The sequence below is a fragment of the uncultured Thiodictyon sp. genome, assembly GCA_903837595.1.
GTDB lineage: Bacteria > Pseudomonadota > Gammaproteobacteria > Chromatiales > Chromatiaceae > Thiodictyon.
This window is the reverse complement of sequence record CAILVI010000001.1, coordinates 1-7,116: the sequence shown is the minus strand read 5'-3', so window position 1 is coordinate 7,116 and position 7,116 is coordinate 1. Positions and strand designations below refer to the sequence as shown.

General features: G+C 65.8%; 4 protein-coding genes. 1 reads left to right on the top strand and 3 read right to left on the bottom strand.

All coding sequences use genetic code 11. From position 1 onward, the window contains the following. Nucleotides 1-357: 357 nt before the first annotated feature. From QZY44_RS00020 to glgA, 3 genes are all read right to left on the bottom strand, one after another. Nucleotides 358-891: a hypothetical protein gene (locus QZY44_RS00020; RefSeq protein WP_295440512.1), complete on the bottom strand. Its 534-nt coding sequence runs from the start codon at nt 889-891 to the stop codon at nt 358-360. Then, nucleotides 888-2,171 carry an alpha-amylase family glycosyl hydrolase gene (locus QZY44_RS00015; RefSeq protein WP_295440510.1) on the bottom strand — a complete coding sequence of 428 codons (1,284 nt, stop codon included), beginning with the start codon at nt 2,169-2,171 and terminating at the stop codon, nt 888-890. The genes QZY44_RS00020 and QZY44_RS00015 overlap by 4 nt, the downstream gene beginning before the upstream one ends. A 184-nt stretch (nt 2,172-2,355) precedes the next feature. Beyond that, nucleotides 2,356-4,458: a glycogen synthase GlgA gene (glgA, locus tag QZY44_RS00010; RefSeq protein WP_295440508.1), complete on the bottom strand. Its 2,103-nt coding sequence runs from the start codon at nt 4,456-4,458 to the stop codon at nt 2,356-2,358. Nucleotides 4,459-4,773: 315 nt separating this feature from the next. On the opposite strand from glgA, the gene QZY44_RS00005 reads away from it, so the two are divergent. Continuing rightward, a partial coding sequence (locus tag QZY44_RS00005) for a diguanylate cyclase (protein WP_295440507.1) occupies nt 4,774-7,116 on the top strand: 2,343 nt, incomplete at its 3' end.

Here is a 7,116-nt window from a genome sequence, read left to right as displayed (position 1 = left end):
GGGCTAGGGTGTCTTGAAGACCCTCGAGCTTGCCTTCGAGTTTCCCCTCACGTCTGCCCTGTTCTCGCTCGGCCCGGCGTTCGGTCACCTCGTCATGGAGGGCGCGTTCGCGCACGAAGGCGAGTCGCCGGGTCTCGGAATCGGCACTCAGGTCTTTGATGCGAAGTCGTTCTTGGGGTCGAGGAGGGTCTGGCTAATCATGGAATACGAGGTCAATGAGCGGTTTGGTGTGCCCCTAGGTTCATGGCGTCGCCGGGCGAGGTGCCAATTTTCCGCAGATCAGTGTTCGGCATCGCACGGGACGGGCGTACCACCCGCCCGCGGTGCGGCTTCTTGGTCACCGCACCCGACAGTGCCTCAAAGCCCTAATAGCTGCCGCGCCTCGCCTTCGCTCATGCCGCTGCGGATGAGCCGGGCCAGGGCCTCTTCGAGACCCTCGCGCTTGCCTTGCTCTCGCGCGGCCTGAAGTTCGCTCACCGCGTCAGGTAAGGCGGGTTCGGCGCCGGTGGCCAGCCCCTCCGGGTGATGGGCGTTGAAGCTCTTGACGTGCTCAAGGGCCATTTCTACGGGTGGGTAGGCGATGCCAGTCATGGTGTGTTCCTCCTGCCGTTGTTGGAAAGCGGCGATCCAGGCCGCGAGACCCGGTGGCGCCAGGCCCAGGCCATCGGCCTTGGGTCGCTTGGTCAGGTTCAATTGTAGCCGATGAATTTGTTCGCCGGCCTTCATCATCACTCCGGCCACTGGGAGCGCCGCACCCCAGTGCGGCCTGATCTCGCAAGCGGCCGCGGCGTCGCGTTTTGACGATGGGCCGGGCCGCACTGGGGTGCGGCGCTCCCAGTCGGGCGGCCTGCCGGCCGACCGATCCGCCTCGGTGGCCGTAGCGATGATCAAGGCTGGGCGGCGACCAGCACGCGCGCCATGCCGGGGCCGAGCCAGAATTCGAAGGGGGTCGGCAGGTCTTGCATCGGCCAGTCCGGGGAGAGGTCCTGCAGGGGGCCTGGGGATTGGATCAGGCGGTACAGGTCGTCGGTATAGAACCGCTGGCGGTTCCAGGGGTCTTTGTTCAGGATCAGCAGGGCTTGGCCGGGGCCACTGACGGCCTGTTTGCGCAGCACCAGGATGGACGGGTCAGGATAGTCCAGCCGGTCGATGCGGCCCTCGCCGGCCAGGGTGGGCGTCTGGTCCTTGATGGCGTTGACCTGGGTGATGAAGCCGGTGAGATCGATATTGGGCTGTTCCCAGTCCCCGGGGACCGTGGTGACCACGTCGAGCCGCTTGCGAAAGCCGTATTCGAATCCCATCGGGATCATGATGCCGCTGGCGAACAGCGCGGTGAATAGATAGTGCTGGCGCAGGGCATCGACGTTGCCCTCGAATTCCTCGAACATCCGCCGCGTGTCGTGGCTCTCCGGGAAACCGATGGAGGGGGCGATGTGGCGCGTCGCCTCGTATTGCTCCAGCAGCCAGTCGCCGTGGAAGTCCCACCACTTGGAGCTGTTGAAGATGGCATCGAAGCCGGCCGAGGCAGTGTCGCGCGTCTGGGCCGGGGTGCAGCCCAGGGTCTCGGCGACGAAGACGGTGTCGGGATGCTCGCGGCGGATCCGCGCGATGAGCTGGCGCCAGATCTCGGTGGGGAGTTGATACGCCGCGTCGCAGCGAAAACCGCGAAAGCCGAGCCCGATGAGGTGTTTGACGATGCGCACATAATAGGCAAGCAGGCCATTCGGGTCATCCGGGCGCTGCAGTGCCTGTTGGTGGTCGAATTGCGCCAGGTCGCGCCAGACGACCTTGGTACCGTTCTCCTCGATACAGAACGGATTGGCTACCCGGCCGTGTTCGTGCATGAACCAGGTCGGGTGCGTCCTGACCAGCAGGTTGTCTTCGGCGCAGTGATTGATGACCAGGTCGATCATTAGTGATTGACCGAGCGCGGCGGCGGTCTTGGCCATGGCACGGACCTGATCGTCCGGGCTGAGCTTGGAGCCGGGGCGCAGCAGGACCTTGTTGATACCGAAATAGTCGGCGATGGAATAGAGGCTGCCGGAGCGTCCGAGTTCCTGGATGGGATTGACGAACACCCAGTCAAAGCCCATGGCTGCGGCGCGCTTCAGATGCGGTTCCCAGGCGTCGAAGGGGCCGGCGAGCAGGGGGAAAAGGTTATAGATCTTCATGCGTTTCCTAGTCGGTTTTCATTGGGCCTTGATCAGCGTTCCCGCCACCGGAATTCCCTGCGCAGAACGCCTGACACAGGCGTGACACCGCGGGAGCGGTGTCACGAGAGCCAGGTGAGCGGCGGCGGCCGGGATCATGATCCGCGACCACTCGCCCACGAGCGGGAGCGAGTGGGCGAGCGCGCTAGCGCGCGCGGATGAAGTCGTAGATGTTCAGGTAGTCCTGGCCCGGGTGGTTCCACGAATAGTCGGCGCGCATGCCGTTTTTCATCAGCTCACGGAAGTGCTCCGGGTATTGGTAATAGCAGTCGATGGCGCGGCCCAGGGCGGATTCGAGCCCCGCCGCATTGTAGTGGTCGAAGCGGTAGCCGTTGCGCTGATCGAGCGGGCGGTCTGAGTGGTCCTTATCGAAGACGGTGTCGGCCAGGCCGCCGATGGTGCGCACCACCGGCACCGTGCCGTAACGCAGCGCAATGAGCTGGGTGAGGCCGCAGGGCTCGAATTGGCTCGGCACCAGCATGATGTCGGCGCCGGCATAGATCAGGTGGGCCAGGTCCTCGTCAAAGCCGATCTCCAGGTGACAGTCGGGGCTGTCGTTGAGCATGCGCTTTAAGGCCCAGAAGTCGTTGTTGATCGCCTGGTCGGGGCTGGAGCCGAGCAGGACGAACTGACTCCCGTGCTCCAGGGCATAGAAGATGGCATGGCGCACCAAATCCAGGCCCTTTTGCGGGTCGAGTCGGCCGATGAATGACACGATGGGCTTTTCGTTGTCCGCCAGCATCAGCCGGTGACGCAGTGCGCGTTTGTTGTCGTACTTGCCATTGAGATAGTCGACGCCGTAGCGCGCCGGGATCGTGGTATCCACCTCGGGATTCCAGACGTCATAATCGATGCCGTTGAGTACCCCACCGTATTTCATGTGATGGGTGTGCAGGGTCGGCTCCAGGCCGAAGCCTTGGCCCTGGTCCTTGGTCTCGAAGGCATAGCGCTGCGAGACGGTGGTGACGAAATTGGCATAGACGATGCCGGCTTTGAGCAGATTGAGCGCCCCCTTATGGTTGTTGTCGCCCATGCGCAGGTAGTCGAAGAAGCGTTCCGGCTGATTCAGTCCGGTGGCGCGCAGCAACTCGGCCCCGGTTTGACCCTGATGCATGAAGTTGTGAATGGTCAGGCAGGCCCGCGGGTGGGTCATGCCGAGCTGCTGATAGATCTCGTAGAGGAAGACCGGTACCAGCGCGGTCTGCCAGTCGTGGCAGTGAATGATGTCCGGGTGCTTGCCGGCCTTCCAGAGGAACTCGATCGCGGCGCGGGAGAAAAAGGCAAAGCGCAGTACGTCGTCGGCGAAGCCGTAGATGGTGCCGCGGTTGAAGAAGTTCTCCTGGGAGTGCGGCTCGATAAAGAAGCACTTGCGGCCGTGGACGAAACCGAAGAAGACGGTGCAGTGGATGGCGCTTCCGTACCAGGGCACCCACAGGTCGCGATAGACCTCGTGCAGCTCAAAGATGTGGTCGTAGCGCAGGTTGGCATATTTCGGCAGGATGATTTCGACATGGTTGCCGCGGATAGCGTGCTCGCGGGTGATGCCGAAGACGACATCCGCCAGGCCGCCAACCTTCGCTACCGGCGCCATCTCCGGCGTGATGTGGACGATATACAGGCTCGGCCGCTGCTCGTAGTGCATCGGCGGCGGGGCGGGGTGCGGATGGGGCTCCGGATGATAGCCGGACAGGGGCTGTGGCGCGGGGGCGGCGGGGGCGGCGGGCGGCTCGGCAGCCGGCTCGGCAGCCGGCTCGGCGACAGGTACTGAAGCCGCTTGCATGACCGCTTCGGCGGCTGGCGCCGTCGCCGTTGGTACCGCGTTGACGGCTGGCGCTCCGGCACCCTCCGCACCCATGGCGCTCGGGGGTCCCATGGGTGTGGGCGGCGCCTCCGCCGCGACGCTCGGTGCCGCCTGCTCTGCACGGGCAGGCTCGCCAGGCGCCGTCTTTGCGGTTTTCGCGCCCCCCCCAACGGGTGTCGCCTTGGCGGCTGCCGGGGCCGGGGGTGGCGCGGATTTCGCGGCTGGGGCCACCCGCGTCGCTGCCTTGGCTGGTGTTGGCGCCGGGGGCTCGGCCATGGCCGGCGCGGCGGTCGCTTCCGCCACCGGCTCGGTGGGTGGCAATGGGACACTTGGGGACGCCGGCGCGGTTTTCGGCGCGGGGGGCGTCGCGGCCGTATCCGTGGTGGGGCCGGTCTCGCGGCTATCCTTGGAGGCAGTCTTATTGGATGTGGTCGGTTTTTTTGCCATGGCTTGTCACCTGAAGGTCCGTGTGTCTAGCACCGGAGTCGGGCCGCTAGGTTCTGGGTAAGGCCAAGGTAACGCGTGGCGGCACCGTCGGGAAGCCCTCTGTTGATGGTTGGGCGACAAAAAGCCAGTTGTCGTGCGTCTGTTCATGGATATATTGCCCGAAATCCAGGACCTTCGCCGACAGTGGGAGGCGCAGCACACCCCGGCCGTCGCCACGCCGCCGGGCGGTCTTGAGCGCATGGCCAACCCTTGACACTTGCACGATAACGTGGCTACTTAGTCACCCTGGTTACCATCGGATTGAAGGACCGAATCATGTCCGATCCGTCTGCGATTTGTGCTCGGCAGCTGACTGCCCCCGGACGGCTGCCAGGGGCCGCCCCGGTCCTGGATGACCCCGGCACCTGGGTGTTGGCGTTCAACGCCGCCGTGCTGGCCGTTGGTCTGCTCTGGATGCAGTTCGGCTGGGGGGGCGAGGCAGGCCTTGCGCTCGTCGTCAACCTGACCGACCTGGTGCTGTCGCTGTCGCTCGCTGGCCTGACCTGGCGGGTCGCCCGGTCCGCGGGGCTCACCGGTCGCGCACGGCTGGGTTGGCGACTGCTGGCCTTGGGCTGCTTCGCCTATTGGCTTGGCAACCTCTGCTGGTTTGGCTACGAGGTCCTACTCGGGGTCAATCCCTTTCCCTCGCCCGCGGACCTGGGCTACTTGAGCTTCATCCCGCTGGTGCTGGCGGGGCTGCTGTGCTTCATCCGGCCGCTGGAGAGCCGCAGTGAGCGCATCCAGTTCTGGCTCGATGTCTGCGTGGTCATGATCGGGGTGGGGGTCCTGGTCTGGTACTTTCTGCTGCGACCGATGGCCCAGGTCCACTACGGCGGCATGCTCGAGTTGGTGTTGACCCAGGCCCCGCCGCTGGGTGACACGGCGCTGCTGGTCGCGGTGGCCGCGCTGGTGCTGAAGCGTCGCCGCGGGCGCAGCGGTGCGCCGCTCGGCTGGCTGGTGGCGGGCCTGGTCTGCTTTTTCCTGGCCGATACCCGCTTTGCCTACCAGACCCTGGCCGGCAGCTATGCCGCGGGGGGGCTGACCGATGCGCTCTATGACCTCGCCTATTTCCTGATGATGGTGGGGGCTTACCTGGCATACCGCGTCGGCGCTGCCGGCGTGCGGGTCGCGGACGCCCGGTCCGAGCCGGGGTGGGGTGTTGGCTCCTTGCCCTATCTCTCAGTCGCCGCCGCCTACGGGCTGTTGCTGCTCGTCACCTTCGGGCTGCTGCCCGAGGTCCCGTATGTGCACTGGGGGGACGCCCTGGGCGGGCTGATCCTCGCGGCGGCGGTGCTTACCATCCTGGTCATGGTCCGCCAAGCCGTCGCGGCGCGGGAGGTCGCGCGGCTGCGGGCGGCGCAGGCCACCCGTGAGACGGAGGCGCGCTTCGCGTCCCTGGTGCGCCATTCATCCGACGTGATCAGCGTGATGGGCCCGGACCAGCGCATCCGCTTCGTGAGTGCCGCCGCGCAGCGGGTGTTGGGCCTGGCGCCGACGGCCTTGACCGACACCGCCCTGCTCGATCTGCTCCACCCGGAGGATCGCCTCCATGCCGCCGGCTTTCTGCGGCGCGTCCTCGCCAGTCATGAGGTCACCGCGGCCACCGAGTGGCGGCTGCGTCATGCCGACGGTAGTTGGCGGGACATCGAAACCCTGGCCACCAATCTGACCGAGGATCGCAGCGTGGGCGGGGTGGTGTTGAACAGCCGGGATGTGACCGAGCGTCGCCGGCTCGAACAGCGGCTACGTCAGCTCGCCTTCCAGGACCCCTTGACCGGGCTGGCCAATCGCACCCTGTTCCGGGACCGTGTGGAGCATGCGCTGATCCGTGCCGCGCGCTCCCAGGGGAGTGTGACCCTGCTGTATCTGGATCTGGACGACTTCAAGGCGATCAACGACAGTCTCGGGCATGCCGCCGGCGATACCCTGTTGCAGATCGTGGCCGAGCGCCTGCACGAATGCGCCCGCGACTCGGACACGGTCGCGCGCCTGGGTGGGGACGAGTTGGCGATCCTGGTCGAGGAGGTGCTGCCGCAAGGCGCGGCGGTCGTGCTGGCCGAGCGCATCGCCGCCCGCTTGGCGGAGCCCATCGCGCTCGCGGCGCGGGAGGTCCGCGTCACGGCGAGCATCGGGATTGCCCAGAGCGTCCCCACGGACGATGTTGATAGTCTGCTCGGCAATGCGGATCTGGCCATGTATTGGGTCAAGAACATTGGCAAGCATGGGTATGCCCAGTTTGAGCCGTCAATGCATACGGCGGCCCGCGAGCGGATCGATCTGGAAGTGGACCTGCGCCAAGGGCTCGCGCGCGGGGAGTTCCTGGTCTACTACCAGCCGATCATCCACCTGCCCAGCAACACCCTGGCCGGCGTCGAGGCCCTGGTGCGCTGGCAGCACCCGCGTCGCGGTCTGCTCTCCCCCGAGGTCTTTATCCCGCTCGCGGAGGAAAAGGGCGAACTGATGGTGGCGCTCGGACGCTGGGTGCTCAACGAGGCCTGTCGTCAGTCCAAGCTCTGGCAGGACCTGTTGCCGGTCGATATGGCCTGGCATGTGGCCGTGAATATCTCGGTGCGGCAGTTTCAGCAGTCCGACTTGGTCCATGATGTGGCGGAGGCGCTG